At 72.7% G+C, this 16,262-nt stretch carries 14 protein-coding genes; 5 read left to right on the forward strand and 9 right to left on the reverse strand.

Going from position 1 to position 16,262, the window contains the following annotated elements; translation table 11 throughout:
* Nucleotides 1-44 precede the first annotated feature (44 nt).
* Together ABZ806_RS25665 and ABZ806_RS25670 are read left to right on the forward strand one after the other, a co-directional pair.
* Nucleotides 45-881 carry a 2,3,4,5-tetrahydropyridine-2,6-dicarboxylate N-succinyltransferase gene (locus ABZ806_RS25665; RefSeq protein WP_500219930.1) on the forward strand — a complete coding sequence of 279 codons (837 nt, stop codon included), beginning with the start codon at nt 45-47 and terminating at the stop codon, nt 879-881.
* Nucleotides 882-929: 48 nt separating this feature from the next.
* Nucleotides 930-1,928, forward strand: coding sequence for a DUF1963 domain-containing protein (locus tag ABZ806_RS25670; protein ID WP_500219931.1), 999 nt, complete (start codon nt 930-932; stop codon nt 1,926-1,928).
* Nucleotides 1,929-1,931: 3 nt separating this feature from the next.
* Here ABZ806_RS25670 and ABZ806_RS25675 read toward each other — a convergent pair whose 3' ends face one another.
* A complete protein-coding gene (locus ABZ806_RS25675) occupies nt 1,932-2,606 on the reverse strand; it encodes a 4'-phosphopantetheinyl transferase family protein (protein ID WP_500219968.1) in 675 nt (224 codons plus the stop codon).
* A gap of 29 nt (nt 2,607-2,635) precedes the next feature.
* On the opposite strand from ABZ806_RS25675, the gene dapE reads away from it, so the two are divergent.
* Together dapE and ABZ806_RS25685 are read left to right on the forward strand one after the other, a co-directional pair.
* Nucleotides 2,636-3,712, forward strand: a complete 1,077-nt coding sequence (dapE, locus tag ABZ806_RS25680) for a succinyl-diaminopimelate desuccinylase (protein WP_500219932.1) — start codon at nt 2,636-2,638, stop codon at nt 3,710-3,712.
* 41 nt (nt 3,713-3,753) lie between these two features.
* The gene (locus ABZ806_RS25685; RefSeq protein ID WP_500219933.1) at nt 3,754-4,509 is read left to right on the forward strand and encodes an LOG family protein; all 756 of its coding nucleotides are present in this window, start codon (nt 3,754-3,756) and stop codon (nt 4,507-4,509) included.
* 33 nt (nt 4,510-4,542) lie between these two features.
* Here ABZ806_RS25685 and ABZ806_RS25690 read toward each other — a convergent pair whose 3' ends face one another.
* The 7 genes from ABZ806_RS25690 to ABZ806_RS25720 form a co-directional block, all read right to left on the reverse strand.
* Nucleotides 4,543-7,044 carry a CehA/McbA family metallohydrolase gene (locus ABZ806_RS25690; RefSeq protein ID WP_500219934.1) on the reverse strand — a complete coding sequence of 834 codons (2,502 nt, stop codon included), beginning with the start codon at nt 7,042-7,044 and terminating at the stop codon, nt 4,543-4,545.
* A 16-nt stretch (nt 7,045-7,060) separates the two neighbouring features.
* Entirely contained in the window at nt 7,061-8,539 is a 1,479-nt protein-coding gene (locus ABZ806_RS25695) for an APC family permease (protein WP_500219935.1), read from the reverse strand.
* A gap of 125 nt (nt 8,540-8,664) precedes the next feature.
* On the reverse strand, nt 8,665-10,251 hold the full coding sequence (locus tag ABZ806_RS25700; protein WP_500219936.1) for a PucR family transcriptional regulator: 1,587 nt from the start codon (nt 10,249-10,251) through the stop codon (nt 8,665-8,667).
* Nucleotides 10,252-10,297: 46 nt separating this feature from the next.
* Entirely contained in the window at nt 10,298-10,657 is a 360-nt protein-coding gene (locus tag ABZ806_RS25705) for a cupin domain-containing protein (RefSeq protein ID WP_500219937.1), read from the reverse strand.
* 13 nt (nt 10,658-10,670) lie between these two features.
* The gene (locus tag ABZ806_RS25710; protein ID WP_500219938.1) at nt 10,671-12,290 is read right to left on the reverse strand and encodes a N,N-dimethylformamidase beta subunit family domain-containing protein; all 1,620 of its coding nucleotides are present in this window, start codon (nt 12,288-12,290) and stop codon (nt 10,671-10,673) included.
* Entirely contained in the window at nt 12,290-13,261 is a 972-nt protein-coding gene (speB, locus tag ABZ806_RS25715; protein ID WP_500219939.1) for an agmatinase, read from the reverse strand. The genes ABZ806_RS25710 and speB overlap by 1 nt, the downstream gene beginning before the upstream one ends.
* A gap of 55 nt (nt 13,262-13,316) precedes the next feature.
* A complete protein-coding gene (locus tag ABZ806_RS25720; RefSeq protein WP_500219940.1) occupies nt 13,317-14,768 on the reverse strand; it encodes an aminobutyraldehyde dehydrogenase in 1,452 nt (483 codons plus the stop codon).
* A 209-nt stretch (nt 14,769-14,977) separates the two neighbouring features.
* Between ABZ806_RS25720 and ABZ806_RS25725 the strand changes: the two genes are divergently transcribed.
* On the forward strand, nt 14,978-15,178 hold the full coding sequence (locus ABZ806_RS25725; protein ID WP_500219941.1) for a hypothetical protein: 201 nt from the start codon (nt 14,978-14,980) through the stop codon (nt 15,176-15,178).
* Nucleotides 15,179-15,364: 186 nt separating this feature from the next.
* Here the strand turns inward: ABZ806_RS25725 and ABZ806_RS25730 are convergent, their stop codons facing one another.
* Nucleotides 15,365-16,168, reverse strand: coding sequence for a hypothetical protein (locus ABZ806_RS25730; RefSeq protein WP_500219942.1), 804 nt, complete (start codon nt 16,166-16,168; stop codon nt 15,365-15,367).
* Nucleotides 16,169-16,262: the final 94 nt, after the last annotated feature.

Raw genomic sequence — 16,262 nt, forward strand, 5'->3', positions numbered from 1 at the left:
GCGAAGAAGGTACCGGGAGTTCGGTCCCACTAAGCTCATGAGGCATGACCGAAACGTTCACCAGCCCGATCTCCGGAGCGATCGACGAGCTGTGGGAGCGGCGCGCCGACCTCACCCCGGACGACGCCGACGCCCGCGCCGCCATCGTGGCCGCCGTCGACCAGATCGACACGGGCGAGGCCCGCGTCGCCCGCATCGACCCCGCGACCGACGACGTGCTCGTCGACGAGCGGGCCAAGCGGGCGATCCTGCTGAGCTTCAAGGTCCTCGGCATGGCGCGGGCCCAGGTGGGCGACTTCCGCTACCACGACCGCATCCCGCTGAAGAGCCGGCTGGACGGCGTCCGGGTCGTCCCCGGCGCCATCGCCCGCTGGGGCGCCTACCTCGCGCCCGGCGTCGTGCTGATGCCGTCGTTCACCAACATCGGCGCCTACGTCGACTCCGGGACGATGGTCGACACCTGGGCCACCGTGGGCTCGTGCGCGCAGATCGGCAAGAACGTCCACCTGTCGGGGGGCGTGGGCATCGGCGGGGTGCTGGAGCCGCCGAACGCCAAGCCGGTGATCATCGAGGACGAGGCCATGATTGGCAGCCGCTCGATGATCGTCGAGGGCGCGCGGGTCGGGAAGGGCGCCGTCGTCGGCTCCGGCACGAACCTGTCGGCGTCCATGCCGGTCATCGACGTCGAGACCGGCGAGGAGATCAGCCGCGGCCGCATCCCCGACTGGTGCGTCGCCGTCGGCGGCACCCGCTACAAGGAGTTCAAGGGCGGCACGTTCGGGCTGCCCGCCGTGCTGATCCTGAAGCGGCTGGAGGAGGGGCAGCGCCACGACAAGGCGTCCCTGAACGACATCCTCCGCGACCACGGCATCAACACCTGACGCGACGGGCGCGCCCCTTGTCGGTGGGGCGCGCTACTTTTCGGCGTCATGGCACGCACCACACCGCCGCGCCCCGTGGACATCGCGGCGCTGTTCCCCGAGATCGCGCCGCTCGCCCGGACCTCCACCCGCCTGCATCCCCGACCGGGAGCCCCGGGCGTCCACGACAGTTCCGTCGGCGGCCCGCTGCTCTGGCCCGCAGACGAGCCGTGGCCCGTCTGCGAAGCGGAGCACGACAACGAGTACGGGGACTTCACGCGTCTGGACGTCGAGCGGCAGCGCAGGCGCGTTCTGTCGGCCGCCTGGGGGCGGATCAGGCTCGCTGACCGCCGATTCGACTTCCTCCCCGAGCAACGGGCCGAACTCCGGCGCCTCGAAGAGCTCGACAAGACGGCCGACCCCGGCACGCCGGCCACGATGCTCGCGGTGGCCCAGCTCTACCTGAAGGACGTTCCCGACCTGGCCGGGCCGCCCGGAGCGGACGTCCTGCAGCTTCTGTGGTGCCCGCGCGACCACGAGCCGCACTGCGCGCCCGAGATCATGCTGCGCTGGCGCACCTCGGCCGACGTCACCGACGTCCTGGCCGAGCAGCCGGAGCCCGAGGTCATGGAGTACGAGTACCTCCCGAACGCCTGCGTCCTGCACCCGGAGCAGGTGACCGAGTACCCGTACGCGGACTTCCTGCCGCGCGATCTGCGGGAACGGCTCGACGAGTGGGACGAGGCCGCCGGGCACCGGTACCAGTACGAGCTGTCGATCGCCACGGGCTGGAAGGTGGGCGGTTACTCGTCGTGGAGCCTCACGGACCCGTACCCGATGGCCTGCGACTGCGGCGCCGACATGGAACTGCTCATGGCCGTCGACTCCAGTGAATGGGATGGGAACGAAAGCTGGCGTCCCGTGGAGGATTCCGGCGCCGAGAGCGAGTTCCACGAGCATCCGTCGCGGTCGAGGCCGACCGAGGTCACCATCGGGCGCGGGTACTCGCTGTGGATCTTCATCTGCCCGGTCTCGTTCGAGCATCCGCCGCAGACGAGTATGCAGTGAGTGTCAGTCGAAGCGGGTCTCGGTGATCTTCAGGGGGCGGTCGGTGAGGACGGCGGCGGACGCGGCGTAGCCGGGGCCCGGGGTCAGGTCGGTGAGGCGGACCGGGGAGACGGCCGCGTCGTCGTTCCAGGCGATGACCTCGGCCGGGTCGTCGGGGGCCGACACGTGGATGGCCGTCATCGGGGCGGCGAGGCCGTGCCCGGTGGCCTTCAGCAGGGCCTCCTTGCGCGACCAGTAGGCGTGGAAGCCGCGCCGCCGGTCGGCCATGGCGGCGAGGGCCTCGCGTTCGGCGGGGGTGAGGACCATCTCGGCGAGGCGGTCGATGTCGCGGTCGCTCTCCCGCTCCACGTCCACCCCGACCTCGGCGCCCTCGGCGAGCACCATGACGACGCGGTCGCCGGAGTGGGACAGGGAGAAGTCGAGGCCGCTGCCGGGCAGGCGCGGCTTGCCGTGCGTGCCGCCGCAGTGCGGGCAGTCGGTGGTGAACCGGATGCTCTCCGGGGCCAGGCCGACCGCGTCGGCGAGGACGGTCCGGGCGAGGAAGCGGCCGGTGACGAAGCGGGCCTTGTCCTCGGCGCGGATGAAGCGGTCGTAGCGGTCGCGTTCCCGGTCGTCCAGCAGGGCGCGCATAGGCGGCTCGTCCACGGGGACCGCCCAGCGGACGGCGCACTCCAGCATCTCCACAACCGTGATGATAGGACTTGGGCATGGGGCTTGATCTGTTCTCGGACGTGGTTGGGCTGACGGCGGCGATCGTCGACGTCGAATCGGTCAGCGGGGCGGAGAGGCCCCTCGCCGACGCCGTCGAGGAGGCGCTGCGGGCGCTCCCGCACCTGGCGGTGGAGCGGGTCGGGAACAACGTCGTCGCCCGCACCGAGCTGGGCCGGGCCGAGCGGGTCGTGCTGGCCGGGCACCTCGACACCGTCCCGCTGAACGGCAACCTGCCGTCCCGCAGGGAGGGCGGCCGGCTCTACGGGTGCGGCACCACGGACATGAAGAGCGGCGTCGCGGTCGCGCTGAAGCTCGCCGCGACCGTCCCCGAGCCGAACCGCGACATCACCTACGTCTTCTACGAGTGCGAGGAGATCGAGGCCGAGCGCAACGGGCTGCGGAAGCTCGCGGCGGCCCGCCCCGAGCTGATCGCGGGCGACTTCGCCGTGCTGATGGAGCCGACCGGCGGGCAGATCGAGGGCGGCTGCCAGGGGACGCTGCGGGTCGAGGTCACGGCGAAGGGGGAGCGGGCGCACAGCGCGCGCGCCTGGATGGGGTCGAACGCGATCCACACGGCCGGGCGCATCCTCGACGTGCTGCGCGCCTACGAGCCGGCGCGGCCGGTTGTGGACGGCCTGGAGTACCACGAGGGCCTGAACGCGGTGTTCATCTCGGGCGGCGTCGCCGGGAACGTCATCCCCGACGAGTGCGTCGTCACGGTGAACTACCGGTTCGCGCCCGACAAGTCCGCCGCCGACGCGGAGGCGTACGTCCGGGGAATCTTCGACGGCTTCGAGGTGGCGGTCACCGACGCCGCGTCCGCCGCCCGGCCGGGGCTGACGCACCCGGCGGCTGCCGCGTTCGTCGCCGCGAGCGGGGCCGAGGTCCGCGCCAAACTCGGCTGGACGGACGTCGCCCGCTTCGCCGAACTCGGCGTCCCGGCCGTCAACTACGGGCCCGGCGAACCCACCCTCGCCCACACCAGGGACGAGTACGTCGAGACATCTCTCATCGGCGAGTGCGAAGAACGTATGCGCACGTGGCTGGCCGGTCCTACTACCGTGGCTCCATGACTTTGAACGCGAATTCCCCGTCGCGACGCCAGGGACCGGCCATGCTCCGCGGACGCGCCGTCCCCAAGACCACCACCGACCAGCGGCTGCTGGACGGCCGCGGCCCGGCCGACTGGGTGCACGCCGACCCGTGGCGGGTGCTGCGGATCCAGGCGGAGTTCGTCGAGGGCTTCGGCCTGCTGGCCGAGCTGCCGAAGGCGGTCAGCGTGTTCGGCAGCGCCCGCACCAAGCCGGACTCGCCGGAGTACAAGCTCGGCATCGACATCGGCGCCCGCCTGCACGAGGCCGGCTACGCGGTCATCACCGGCGGCGGCCCGGGGATCATGGAGGCGGCCAACCGGGGCTGCGACGAGAGCGGCGGCCTGTCGGTCGGCCTCGGCATCGAGCTGCCGTTCGAGCAGAAGCTCAACGACCACATCGACATCGGCCTGGAGTTCCGCTACTTCTTCGTCCGCAAGACGATGTTCGTGAAGTACTCGCAGGCGTTCGTGGTGCTGCCGGGCGGCTTCGGCACCCTGGACGAGCTGTTCGAGGCGATCACCCTCGTCCAGACCACGAAGATCACCCGCTTCCCGATCGTCCTCGTCGGGACGGAGTTCTGGGGCGGCCTGCTCGACTGGATCAAGACGTCGATGCTGCCCAGCGGCAAGATCTCCCCGCAGGACATCGACCTGATCCACCTCACCGACGACCCGGCGGAGGTCGTCCAGATCATCGTCGAGGGCCACACCCGCGCCGAGCAGGAGATCCTCGAGGCCCGCGCCCAGGCCGAGACCGAGGAGGCCGCCGGCGACTGACCCGCGGGGGTGGCCGGGTGGGGCCGGGTGGGGTCAGGCGTCGCGGGGGAGGCGGTGCCGGAGCGTTTCCCTCGCCTCGGCCAGCGGCGCGAGCAGGAAGCGGGCGTGGTCGGGTTCGCCGTGGCGGTGGTCGGCGGGGCCGGGCCAGTCCGTCCGGGCCCGGGTCCGGATGTGCTGCTCGACGCCGTCGATGAGGTGCAGCATCTCCCGCAGGACGGCCTCGTCGGTGCGCTCGTAGGCGTCGCCGGGCGCGATGTAGACCGGGGACGTGTGCGCCATGATCGGACGTTCCCAGACGTCCAGGTGGCGGGCGATGCCGTCGCCGGGCCCGTAGCAGCGGGCGGCCACCCAGGACGACTCCTCGACGGTCAGGTCGAATTCGAGGGTGCCCGTCTCGACCGGTTCGTCCCAGCGGCGCGAGTCCGCGACGACGCCGTTGACCACGATCTCCAGGCGGTCGACCGGGAAGATCGAATGGAACTCGGCGGTGCCGCGCACGGTGCGGGTGCCGGTGAGGACGGCGCCGGGCGCGGAACCGTCCACCGACAGGCGCAGGTGCGGTCCGCTGGTCACGACCGTGTCGCCGGAGCGGACCGCCGCGCACCAGTCCCAGTAGTCCATGGCCGCCGGGTCGGGGACGCGGGCGTAGGTGCGGACGAGGCCGATCGGCACCTCGCTGCTCATCTTGTCGGTGCCGCCGACGAGGGTCAGGCGGTAGCCGGCGTTGAGGTAGCGGTAGTACTGGGTGATGTTGTAGTCGTCGTAGGCGATCATCTCGACGCCGTCGAGCCGGCCGGTGGCGATCAGGGCCGCCGCCTCGCCGTTCGGCACCGGGAAGTGCGCGAGGACGACCGTCCCGCCCTGGGCGCGGCACTCGTCCGCCCAGTGGGCGAGGGTGGTCTCCAGCCCGCCGCCGAGGTCGGCCTCCTCCGCGCCGCCCGTCGTCCAGGGGCGGACCTGCGTGCGCAGTCCGAGCAGGTTGATGTGGCCCAGCATCGCGGTGCGGTTCTCCTGGCCGGCGAAGACGTGCGTCCTGCCGTCCGCGGACGTGTGCGGGTGGCCGGTGAAGTCCTCGGTGTTGGTGTAGAGGTGGCCCCACTGGCTCATCAGCAGGTTCGTGACCCGGACGCCCTCGCCGCGCGCCTCCAGTTCCGCGCCGTGCGTGGAGACGAAGTGGACGTGGGTGTCGCCGGCCGCGTACCCGTCCGCCTCGGGGTCGTGGAACGGCCTGAGCCGCAGTTCGAGCGTGCGCTGCCCGGGGCTGATCACGACCTCCTCGCGCAGCGGGACGTAGTCGAAGCCGTGTGCGGCCTCGACGATCACCCGCCCGTGGGGGAGCCAGCCCTCGAACTCGCCGTCGACGTAGGCGTAGGTCCGCTGCCCCAGCCGGACGTCGCCGCCGATGTCGAGGTTCCAGGTGTTGCCGTCGGAGTTGATGTGCGCGTGGTGCCCGTAGGGGGCGAGCGGGACGCCGTCGGGGGTGTGGAAGTGCAGGCGGCAGGCGAGGGGCTCGCCGGTCGCGTCGTCCACGACGGTGCCCCTGATCCAGGCCCGTCCGGCCTCGGGGAGCCGCCATCCGGTGCCGTCGGCCGTGGTGAGTTCGCCCCGGCCGAGGATGTCGCCCCAGGTGAAGGCGGCCGCCACGGTGCCGCCGACCTCCAGCGAGACGGTCGCCGAGGGCGTGGCGGCGACCCGGACGTAGCCGGTGCGCGGGTCCGTCGCGCCGCCCCAGCCGGGCGGGGTCGACCGGCTGGCGTCGTCGACCGTGCGGTAGGCGTAGGTGGCGGTGCCGCGGTCGACGACCACGGCCACGTCCTCGTCCACCGAACCTTCGGCGAGGGAGAAGACCAGCTCGCGGGACACCGTCCGGCCGAAGGGGTCCTCGGCCAGCCGGCTGAGCGTGACCGCGCCGATCAGCACGCTCGGGCCGGCGGACGCGATCTCGATCGCGGCCACCCGGCGCCCGGGGTGCGGGTTGCGCCACGGCCACAGGTAGAACCGGTACGGCAGGACGTAGGGGGAGCGCGCCTGCGGGTCGTCGATGTCGACGAACCTGGCCCCGGCCGCGTCGTAGCGCCCGCAGGTGCGGTGCATCAGCCGGTGCTGCGCGTCCGGCAGCGCTAGGAACGGGGTCTGGCCCCAGTCCAGCGGGATCGGGCGCCCCTCCCATAGGCGCGGCGTCGGCCCGATCTCGAACCGCTGCCGGACGGGGACCGTCTCGGCGGTCCCGTCGGCGTACCGGAGCGTGTAGCGGGCGACCGCCTCACCGACCGGGGCGCCCTCGAACAGGTCGGGCTGCTCCAGGGCGTGGGCGAACAGGACCCACTCGAACTCCTCGTCCACCGGGATGGCGGTCGGGGAGCCCCCGTCCACCCGGAGCAGGGACGGCCCGGCGAGGTCGCCGCCGAAGCGGAACGGCAGCCCGTAGAGCCGGCGGTCCCCCGTGAACGAGGCGTCCACGTCGTCCAGCAGCGTCAGCGGCGCGTTCCATGACGCCGCCAGGTCCAGTGCCCGGTAGCCGCGCTCCCACGTCATGCCCGCCCCCGCTTCCTCAGACCCGCCCCGCCGGGACGGCCTTCTCGTTCGCCTGCTCGTCGAAGTTGGTCGTCGCGAGGCCCGCGTACCGCCGCGGGTTCCGCGAGCGCAGCGACAGCGCCGACCCGATGCCGGCCGCGAACGCGACCGCGCACAGCCCGAGCAGCACCGCGTTGGTGGTCGTGCCCGCGCCGGTCAGCAGCGAGATGTTCGCGATCGTCAGGCCGAGGATGAGGCAGAGCGCGGCGAAGCTGAGCCCGGGGGCGATCAGCGAGCGCCACAGGCCGCTCTCCGGGGCGTTCCGCCGCAGGAAGACGATCACGGCGAGGCAGCACAGCGCCCACAGCGCGATGATCCCGAGGAAGCCGATCGAGCTGCCCCACAGCAGCAGCTCCAGGTAGGGGTCGAGGCCGAAGACGGCCCAGGACACCACGACGACCGCGGCCAGCGCCGTCTGCGCGCCGCCGGCCAGGTAGGGCGAGCGGGTGCGCGGGTGGGTGCGGCCGAACGCGGCGGGCATGAGGCCCTCGCGGCCCAGCGCGAACAGGTACCGGTTCGCGGCGTTGTGCAGCGCCAGCAGCGCCGCGAACGCGCTCGTGAGCAGCAGGATCTCCATCACCGAGCCGATGGCGCCCGGCGTGTACCGGTCGAAGATCCCGGTGACGAGGCCGGCGGTGTCCTGCTCGGCCGCGCCCTTGATGCCGTCCGCGCCGACCGCCTGCACGATCGTCCAGGTGATGAACGCGTAGAAGATCCCGATGAACGCGACGGCGATGTAGGTCGCGCGCCGCACCGTGCGGATGCCGCCGCGCGCCTCCTCGCTGAAGATCGCGGTGGACTCGAACCCCATGAAGGCGCCGAACACCAGCGCGAACATGGCCGCGTTGGACGGCGTGAGCACCGTGCCGGGGTTGAAGGAGGTGAAGGACGTCTCGCCCGCACCGCCCTTGGCCAGCACGAACACGGCCAGCACCACCAGCACCGCGACCTCCAGCACCAGCAGCACCGCGAGGATCTTGGCGCTGGTCTGGATGCCGCGGAAGCCGAGCAGCGCCACCAGCGCGATCGCCACCAGCGCGAACGCCCACCAGGGGACGGACACGCCGGTGTACTTCTCGAAGGAGTCCGCGCCGTAGAGGCCGAGCGCCCCGTAGGTGCTGATCTGCAGGCCGTTGTAGGCGAGGAGGGCCAGCGTGGCCGCCCCGGAGCCGAGCGGCCGGCCGAGGCCGCGGGTGATCGTGGCGTAGAACGCGCCGGCGTTGCGGACGTACTTGCTCATCGTCATGAAGCCGACGGCGAACAGCGCCATCACGCCGCCCGCCACGAGGTAGCCGCCCGGGACCGCGGCGCCGCCCTTCAGGAAGTGCAGCGGCGCCACGGCGACGATCAGGGTCAGCGGCGCCAGCGCCGCCAGGACCGTGAAGACGAGGTCGTTCGTCCCCATGGCGTTCGTCGCCAGGCGGCCGCCGGAGCCTGGAGTCGGGGTGGTTGACATGGTCTTTCGCCTTCCGGGAGTCCACGGGAGCTCGCTGCGCCAAAGGTATGTACCGGTCCCGGGCCGTAGAAGTGGACGTTCCACCCCGGGCGGGCGGACATATTGTGCGGATCGTCCCGGCCGGTTCAGTGGACCTGGCTCCGCCATCGCAGCGCGAACCACAGCTCCATCCGCACGTCCGGGTCGTTGAGGTCGCGGTCGAGGAGCCGGGTGATCTGCCGGATCCGGTGCCGGACGGTGTTGCGGTGCACGCCGAGGTCGGCGGCCGTCCGGTCCCAGTTGCCGTGGTGGGCGAGCCAGCTGCGCAGCGTGCCGGGCAGCACGGCGGCGTCCTTGGACGGCTCGGCGTCCAGGGCCGCCAGCAGCCGGTCGGCGTACCGGGACGCCCGCGCGGAGTCGAGCAGCGCCAGCACACCGCGCGGATCGGCTCCGGCGATCACGCTCGCGCCCCGCACGCGCGCCGCGTCCAGAGCGGAACCGGCCTCGCCCCACGCGGGGTCGAGGCCGGCGGCGGGATGCGGGCGGCTGATGCCCGCGCGGTAACCGGCGTCGTCCAACACGCGCGCCAACTCGGCGGCCCCGGCCCCGTTTCCGTCTTTAGCCCCGGCCCCGGCCCCGGCCCCGGCCTCGTCTCTGGCCCCGGCTCCGTCACCGGCCCCGGCTCCGTCACCGTCTCTGGCCCCGGCTCCGGCACCACGGCCGTCCGGCACCAGGGCGACGAAGCGATCGTCGTCCTGCTCGACGAACGGCGTGCCGAGCAGCGCCGACAGCCGCTGGATGATCGTCTCCCGTGAGCCGGGCGGGGCGCCGAGCGACCCCCGCACGACCCGCCAGCGGACGTCCTCCGCCAGGTCGAGCGGGTCGGCGAGGCCGCGCGCGAGCGAGGGCAGCCGCAGCAGGCCGGCCACGGCGGCGGCGCCGAGCGCCTCCGGCGAACCGGTCGCCGAGGGCGCGGTGAACAGCAGCGACAGCGCCGACGCGGCGACGCCGACGATGCCCCGGTCGGCGACGGTGAACGGGCGGCGCCGCGCCACGGCGATCGCGTACCCGGCCGGGGCCGGGCCGAGCAGCCGCTGGACCTCGATGTGCTCGTCGGCGGCGGCGAACGCGGCGCTGAGCGGCGCCCGGCTCGCGCAGGCGCGGTCCAGCGCCAGGCTCAGCTCGGGGCTGCGCCGCACCGGCCCGGCCGGCCACGTCCGGTCCCGGTTGCGGTCGACGGCGAGGGCCCAGCCGTCCAGCAGCTCGGCCAGCCGCTCCACCACGGCCTTCAGCGGGCCGGGGCCGGCCGCCGCGCGGATCAGCACCGCCTGCCCGTCCGACAGCCGCTTCAGGTCCCGGGTCTCGGCGCGGACGAGTTCGGCGTGGTGCAGCTCGACGATCGAGGCGAACGGCACCCGCGCCGGCACCTCAAGCAGCACCATGCCGAACTCGTCGCACGCGGCGGCGAGTTCGGGCGGCACCGCGTCGAAGACCGGCGTCACCCCGAACCCGACCGCGACGACCCCGATCTCGGTGAGCCGCCGCACGTACTCGCGGCTCTCGGCGGGCCGGAACCCCGTCCCGGCGAGCAGCAGCAGTTCCCCTCCGCGCAGGAACGGCGACGGGTCGGCCAGCTCGCTGACGTGCACCCAGCGCACCCACCGGTCCGACGGATCGGCGGTGCCGAGCGGCCGCAGCGACAGCCGTGTCATGAAAAGGCGGAGAGGAACCACGTGACAACCGTATGCACCCGCCGGCTACCGGCGGGCAATGCCGGATTCAGCGCGTGACAGCGACGAAGATCTTGTTCGTGGGCTCGACGGTGATCCAGTCGCCGGCGAAACCCTGCGGAATGAAGAACGCCTCGCCGGGGCCGAATTCTTCCCGGCCGCCGTCCAGGTCGGCGACCGCGACACGGCCGCTGATGATGACGCAGATCTCGTCGTAGGGCCACGGGTCGATGCGGACCGTTCCCGGCTCGCCGGTCCAGTATCCGCCGGTGTACTCCCTGGCAGGGCCGCCGTAGGCGAGGTACTCGGTCTCCTTCCATTCGGGGGAGAGGACCTCGTAGCCGTCCAGCGGAGGGACGTTCGGCCGCCCGGTCCGCGGGGAGAGCCGGACGATGTCGGTGATGTCCATATGCGGTGGTGGCTCAGCTTTCGGAATCGCGGGAGAGGAACCGGTCGAGGACGTTCCGGACGATGCGGTCGACAAAGGGATCGCCGACGTGCAGCGCGTAGGGCCATTCGGTGGAGCCGCCGTTGAAGACCTCTCCGCGCCCCCGGGTGAACGCCGCGATCATGCCGGCGCCGTGCATTCCGCCCTCGTTCACGTAGTCGGGCAGGTCCGCGCCCAGCTCCCGGTTGTAGGCGTAGACCTCCTCCTCGGGGCCGCCCATCGGCAGCAGGCCGCCGAACCGGTCCTCCTCGCCGCGGACCGCCGGGGTCAGCGCGAGGATCTCCAGCGTCTCCGGCGCGCCGTCCTCGAACGTCGGGTACGGCAGGCCCCGGCGGAAGGTGTACTCGACGGAGTCCACCTCGAACGCGGCCAGGAAGGTCGGCGCGGCGCCGAGCTGGTCGCCGTAGTACAGGTCGGTCCCCTCGAAGGCCCAGTGGTGCGGGCGGTAGACCGTGAACCCGCCGGACGAGCGCGGGGTGGCGGCCCCGTAGCGGGTGTAGACGCCGCCGAGGCCGTTCAGCCCGACCGTGGCGGCGCCCGGCCGTCCCACCGACTTGGCCTCCCACATGGTGGTGGCCGTGCGCGGCGACCGCGCCGTGTCGGGGTCGAGCGAGGGCAGCCGGTAGCAGTACTGCGTGGTCAGGTCGTCGCTCAGCCGGACCTGCCACTGGTAGTTCCCGCCGAACCGGGCGAGGCCGCCGCCGCCGTCCACGAACCGGTCGACGGCGTCGCGCATCTCCCAGCTCCAGTACTCGTCGTGCCCCACCATGATCACGCACTGGTAGGGGTCGAGCACCGCCTCGTCGACGTGCAGGTCGTGCTGGACGAGGTAGTCCAGCTCGTAGCCCCGCTCCTCCGCCCACTGGACGAAGAGCCGCTCGTAGGTCGCCCAGAACGCGTCGGCGTGGTGCCGGCTGTACCCGTTCAGCCGCGCCCACTCGTAGGACGGGTACCGGGGCGCGCCGCCGATCGGCGGCGTCATGTGGTTCGCCTCGCGGGGCGCGCCCGCCGGCTTGCGGATCATGCCGCGGGCGATCGGCCGCAGCGTCGAGGACACCGCGCTGCCCGCATCGTCGCGCGGGTCGTCGCCGAGGCCCCGGTAGTGGTTGGCGCCGCCCCAGTCGTTGTAGGCCAGCATCGTGCCCGTGGTGAGGACGAGCGCAGCCTTCGGACGCCGCGCGGGGGCGGCCTTGACCACGAAGAAGTGCTCGCGCTCCCACAGTTCGCCGTCGCTCCGCACGGCGCGGACCGTGACGATGTAGAAGCCGGGGCGCCAGTCGTCCGGGACGTCGAGCGTGAGCCCGGCGGGCCAGCCGCAGCCGTTGGCGTAGGCGTCGGCGGGGGCCTCGTGGCGCCCGGCGGTGACGCCCCCGCGCGTCCAGACCGTCTCCGGGCGGAGTCCGTCACGGGTGATCTCGATGGTGAAGGACGGGACGCTCGCGCTCAGGTGGAACGCGACCGTCTCGCCCGGGAAGTAGGAGAAGCGGTCGGTGTAGCACCACACCTCCTCGGCGTCCGGGACGGCGTAGGCCGTCTCCGACGGCCACCCCTTGGGCGACCACGCGAACGCGGGCTTGGTGGTGTGGGTGCTCATCAGTCCTCCTCCGATGCGTCGCCGGACCGGTCCAGGGCGAGCACGCTCAGCAGCTCGTACCCCACGTGAGCTGCGGCGATTCCGGTGATCTCGGCGTGGTCGTAGGCGGGCGCGACCTCGACGATGTCGGCGCCGACGACGTTCAGCCCGGCGAGGCCGCGCAGCGTGCCGAGCAGCTCCCGGCTGGTGAGCCCGCCCGCCTCCGGGGTGCCGGTGCCCGGCGCGTGCGCCGGGTCGAGGACGTCGATGTCGACCGACACGTACACCGGCCGGTCGCCGAGCCGGGCCCGCATCCGCTCGACGGCCGCGGCCGTCCCGCCGCTCTCGTAGTCGTCGGCGCGGACGATCTGGAACCCGAGCGTCCCGTCGTCGGCCAGGTCCTCGCGGGAGTACAGCGGCCCGCGGATCCCGATGTGCAGGCAGTGCTCGGGGTCCAGCAGGCCCTCCTCGCCGGCCCGCCGGAACGGGGTGCCGTGCGTGTAGGGGGCGCCGAAGTAGGTGTCCCAGGTGTCCAGGTGCGCGTCGAAGTGCAGCACCGCGACCGGCCCGTGGTCGCGGTGCAGCGACCGCAGCAGCGGGAGCGCGATCGTGTGGTCGCCGCCGATCGTGAGGAGCTTGGCGCCGTCCGCGCGCAGCTCGTCCGACCGCCGCTGGATGGTGCGGATCGCCTCGTCGATGTCGAACGGGTTCACCCCGATGTCGCCGGCGTCGGCGACCTGCTGGGCGGCGAACGGCTCGACGTCCAGCGGCGGATGGTAGGGCCGGAGCAGCTTGGAGGACGCGCGGACGTGGCCGGGCCCGAAGCGCGCCCCCGGCCGGTAGGAGACACCGGTGTCGAACGGCACCCCCACGATCGCCACGTCCACGTGGTCGACCTGGTCGGTCCGGGGCAGCCGAGCGAAGGTGGCCGGTTCGCCGTAGCGGGGGATCTTCGTCGCGTCCACCGGGCCGATCCTCGGTGCGTCCGTCATGGGGTGCAGCCTCCAAGTGCTGGATGGGTGGGGCGGGTCGCCGGGGTCACGCGGGTCACTGGGCGTCCTCGCCGAGCGCCGACAGCACGTGCTTGACGCGCGTGTACTCCTCGACGGAGTAGAGGGAGAGGTCCTTGCCGTAGCCGGACTGCTTCACCCCGCCGTGCGGCATCTCGTGTACCGGCGGCAGGTGGCAGTTCACGCCGACGTGACCCGCGTCGATGGCGGCGGAGACGCGCAGCGCCCGGCCGTGGTCGCGCGTCCACACGCTGGACGCCAGCCCGTACGGCGAGTCGTTGGCCTGCCGGATCGCGTCGGCCTCGCCGCCGAACGTCTGCACGGTGATGACCGGGCCGAAGATCTCGGTGCGGCTGATCTCGTCGTCGGCGGTCACGCCGTCGACGACGGTCGGGAGGTAGAAGTATCCGGGGCGGCCGGCCGGCGCGCCGCCGACCAGCGCCTTCGCGTGCGCCGGCGCCCGCGCGACGAGCCCGCCGACGTGCGCGAGCTGCCCGGGGTTGTTGAGCGGCGGGACGTAGAGGGCGCCGTCGCCGGACTCGTCCGGGGACAGGCCCACCCGCCGGACCTGCGCGACGAGCGCGTCGACGAACGCGTCGTGCGCCTCCTCCGCCACGATCACCCGGGTGGCGGCGGTGCAGTCCTGACCGGCGTTGAAGAGGCCGGCGAACGCGATGCCCTCGGCGGCCGCCTCGATCGCGGCGTCCCCGAACACGACCACCGGGGCGTTGCCGCCCAGCTCCAGGTGGGCGCGCTTGAGGGTGTCGGCCGCGGACCGGGCGACCGCCCGTCCCGCCGCCGTGCTGCCCGTGATCGACACCATCGCCGGGACGGGATGCGCGGCCAGCGCGGCGCCGGTCTCCCGGTCGCCGCACACGACGTTGAACACCCCGGCCGGCAGGATGTCGGCGAACAGCCCCGCCAGGTAGACGGCGCTCGCCGGAGTCGTGTCGGACGGCTTCAGCACGATCGTGTTGCCCGCCGCCAGCGCGGGACCGAACTTCCAGACCGCCATCATCGCCGGGTAGTTCCACGGCGCGATCGCCCCGACGACCCCGATCGGCTCCCGGCGGACGGACGAGACGTGCCCCCGCACGTACTCCGCCGTCGCCTTCCCCTCCAGCATCCGCGCCGCCCCCGCGAAGAAGCGGATCTGGTCCACGATCGGGACGATCTCCTCCCGCAGGGTCAGCGCGGGCGGCTTGCCGGTGTCGCGGCACTCGATCGCGACCAGCTCGTCCGCGTGCCGCTCGATCGCGTCCGCCATGCGGAGCAGGTAGGCCATCCGCTCGCCGGGGGTGGTCCGCCGCCATCCGGCGAACGCGCGCTCGGCCGCCGCGCAGGCCAGGTCGACGTCCCGCGCGTCCGACCGGGGCGCCGTCGCGTACACCTCGCCGGTGGCGGGGTCGGTGATCTCCATCGCGCCGCCGCCGGCCGCCGCGGCGAACTCCCCGCCGACGAAGTTCCGCAGCTCCGTCCTGCCGCTCATGGCGCCCCCTGGTCCCGCGTCGCGATGCCGCTCGGCTGCGGCGTTCCGCGGTCATGCTAGGAACCGCCGGCCGCTGCGCGCGTTGTGCCGACCGGCCCGCCGGCGGCGACTCGTTGTGCAGTTACGACAGTGTCCGGGCCGGGATGCGGCGTGTGGCGGCGGCCTGGCCGGGTAGGGCGGCGGTGAACGGTCGAGAGGGGGGACAGATCATGACGGAGCGGACACCGGGCGGCAGCGCCGGCGAGGCCCGGCGAGAGCCGGAGGAGCAGGTCCACGGGGCCTGGCCGATGCCGCCGGCGGCGACGGCCGAGGAGGAGCACCCGGAGGTGCACCCCGGGGAGTTCAGGCCCGACTCTCCCGAGGGGCGCGGCGGCCAGATGGAGGATCTCAGTCCCGACGACTTCGAGTAGGCCGGGGCGGCCGGTCCGGCCGCGACCGACGAGGTGGTCGAAACCGAGGGTGTCCGCCTCTTCCTGGACGCGCGGATGGACGTGCAGGGCTCGGTCGGATTTATCGTCAACACCCCGTCGTGCGAGAAACACGCGGAGTGAAAGAAGCGAACACCCCGGTTGATCGGTCGGTCGGTCGCTTTTCCGTCAGCGCGACGGATCCCTGGTGTCCGGATAGACCGGGCCACTCGGATAGACCGGGGAACTCGGATAGACGGGCGAAGGGATGATGCCCGGCGGAGCGGCGGCATCGGGCGGCCACATCGGCGGCCTATCGACGGATCTGCTGTGCGATGGCGGCGCCGACCGCAGGGTCACCGTATGGACGTCCAGGTTCGGACTTATTGCGGATGCCACCGCCGCCGGAAGTATGATAGTCGCGGCCGGGCCGGCGGCGGCCGCGGCCGAGATTCCGACCGCGCTCTTGGCCATGTCGCCGTGGAACAGCGCGCACAGGCTCAGGAGCGGAATGGCCGACAGTTCCAGCAGGCGGGCGGGACGGCTCCTTTTGGAGCCCTCCCGGAGCATTCGCGCGGCCCGCGATACCTGGCCGCGGCGCAGGTCGCGATTCAGCACGATGACCGTGCGGCCGCTCTGTTCGCGCAGGTAGCCCAGCAGGCGGCTGGGCATCCTGGCGCGCGCGAACGGGCCGATGCGGCCGCCCGGAGCGGCGGCGGTCTGCAGGTGGCGCCACACCTCGCCCGCCTCGTCCTCCTCCTCCTCGATGTCGTCCTTTCCGGCTTTGCTTCCGCTGATGAGAATGAGCGTCGGTTTTTCGGGCATGAGAGGTACCGCGAGGCACTGCCAGCCCCGTGCCGACCGGAACGCGCGTTCCAGGTCGAGGGGCGGGTTCCACTGCTGCGCCACTGCCAGTTGTGTGCGCAGTTTGGCGTTCTCGCGGGTCAGACGGTCGATGGTCTCTTTGAGGCGCTGTTCATCAGGAACATCCATGACGTCGTCTCCCGATCACGTCATCCGCGTCCGTTCCGCGCCCCCGGCAGCACGACCGCTCAGACAGAAAAACTGGATTGCAGGTTCGCCTGCT

The organism is Spirillospora sp. NPDC047418 (assembly GCF_040643275.1).
Classification (GTDB): domain Bacteria; phylum Actinomycetota; class Actinomycetes; order Streptosporangiales; family Streptosporangiaceae; genus Spirillospora.